Source organism: Curtobacterium sp. 260 (genome assembly GCF_030803485.1).
Classification (GTDB): Bacteria; Actinomycetota; Actinomycetes; order Actinomycetales; family Microbacteriaceae; genus Curtobacterium.
This window is the reverse complement of sequence record NZ_JAURUY010000027.1, coordinates 1-1,940: the sequence shown is the minus strand read 5'-3', so window position 1 is coordinate 1,940 and position 1,940 is coordinate 1. Positions and strand designations below refer to the sequence as shown.

Annotated in this window: 1 rRNA gene; it reads left to right on the top strand. The window is 56.2% G+C overall.

Annotated features, from left to right (window positions below):
- Positions 1-376: 376 nt before the first annotated feature.
- Positions 377-1,940 (top strand): 23S ribosomal RNA (locus J2X59_RS15875); the annotation flags it as partial.

Sequence of the window (1,940 nt, the reverse complement as noted above, 5' to 3'; positions counted from 1 at the left end):
CTGGTTCAGGCGCCGAGTAACCCGAACGTGGTTGCCGGTAGCTCATGGGTGGAACATTGACAGTGCAGTCGGGAGCGTAGCTTCCGGCCCTAGTACGCCAGCTTGCTGGTTGGGACGGGTCGGGGTGAGCGGGTCGGCTGGTGCACGTTGTTGGGTCCTGAGGGACCAGGCTTCCTGTTGACACGTGAGTGTTGGCGGGGGTTGGGCCTACGGGTCCTTCGTTGGGCCAGGGTGAACCTACCGGTTGGTGGGGGAGTGCTGGTGCCGATCGTATGTTGAGAACTACACAGTGGACGCGAGCATCTTAGATCGCTCGTGATGATGACCGGCTTTCGGGTTGGTTGTTGTTCGAGTCGATCGCAATTTTAATCTTTGTGGTCAAGTTTCTAAGAGCAAACGGTGGATGCCTTGGCATCTGGAGCCGAAGAAGGACGTAGAAATCTGCGATAAGCCTCGGGGAGCTGATAATCGAGCTGTGAGCCGAGGATTTCCGAATGGGGAAACCCCGCCAGGCGACTTGTCGACCTGGTGACTCCCGCCTGAATATATAGGGCGGGTAGAGGGAACGTGGGGAAGTGAAACATCTCAGTACCCACAGGAAGAGAAAACAACATGTGATTCCGTGAGTAGTGGCGAGCGAAAGCGGATGAGGCTAAACCGATCATGTGTGATAGCCGGCGGGCGTTGCATGGTCGGGGTTGTGGGACACGTCGCTCAGTTCTGCCGGACTGGGACGGTTACAGCGCATCATAGTCGAACCGGTTTGAAAGCCGGGCCGTAGTGGGTGCCAGCCCCGTAGACGAAATGGTGTTATGGCCGGATGTGTATCCCAAGTAGCACGGGGCCCGAGAAATCCCGTGTGAATCTGTCAGGACCACCTGATAAGCCTAAATACTCCCAGATGACCGATAGCGGACAAGTACCGTGAGGGAAAGGTGAAAAGTACCCCGGGAGGGGAGTGAAATAGTACCTGAAACCGTTTGCTTACAAACCGTCGGAGCCTCCTTGTAGGGGTGACGGCGTGCCTTTTGAAGAATGAGCCTGCGAGTTAGTGATATGTGGCGAGGTTAACCCGTGTGGGGCAGCCGTAGCGAAAGCGAGTCTGAATAGGGCGATTCAGTCGCATGTCCTAGACCCGAAGCGAAGTGATCTATCCATGGCCAGGTTGAAGCGACGGTAAGACGTCGTGGAGGACCGAACCCACTTCAGTTGAAAATGGAGGGGATGAGCTGTGGATAGGGGTGAAAGGCCAATCAAACTTCGTGATAGCTGGTTCTCTCCGAAATGCATTTAGGTGCAGCGTTGCGTGTTTCTCGCCGGAGGTAGAGCTACTGGATGGCCGATGGGCCTCAACAGGTTACTGACGTCAGCCAAACTCCGAATGCCGGTGAGTGAGAGCGCAGCAGTGAGACGGTGGGGGATAAGCTTCATCGTCGAGAGGGAAACAACCCAGACTACCAACTAAGGCCCCTAAGCGTGTGCTAAGTGGGAAAGGATGTGGAGTTGCACAGACAACCAGGAGGTTGGCTTAGAAGCAGCCACCCTTGAAAGAGTGCGTAATAGCTCACTGGTCAAGTGATTCCGCGCCGACAATGTAACGGGGCTCAAGCACACCGCCGAAGTTGTAGATTTCGCACACAGACAAGCCTTCGTGGTTCAGTCGTGCGGAGTGGTAGGAGAGCGTCGTGTGGCGAGTGAAGCGGCGGAGTAATCCAGCCGTGGACGCCACACGAGTGAGAATGCAGGCATGAGTAGCGAAAGACGGGTGAGAAACCCGTCCTCCGAAAGACCAAGGGTTCCAGGGCCAGGTTAATCCGCCCTGGGTAAGTCGGGACCTAAGGCGAGGCCGACAGGCGTAGTCGATGGACAACGGGTTGATATTCCCGTACCGGCGAACAACCGCCCAAGCTAATCCAGTGGTGCTAAGAGTCCTAACCCGG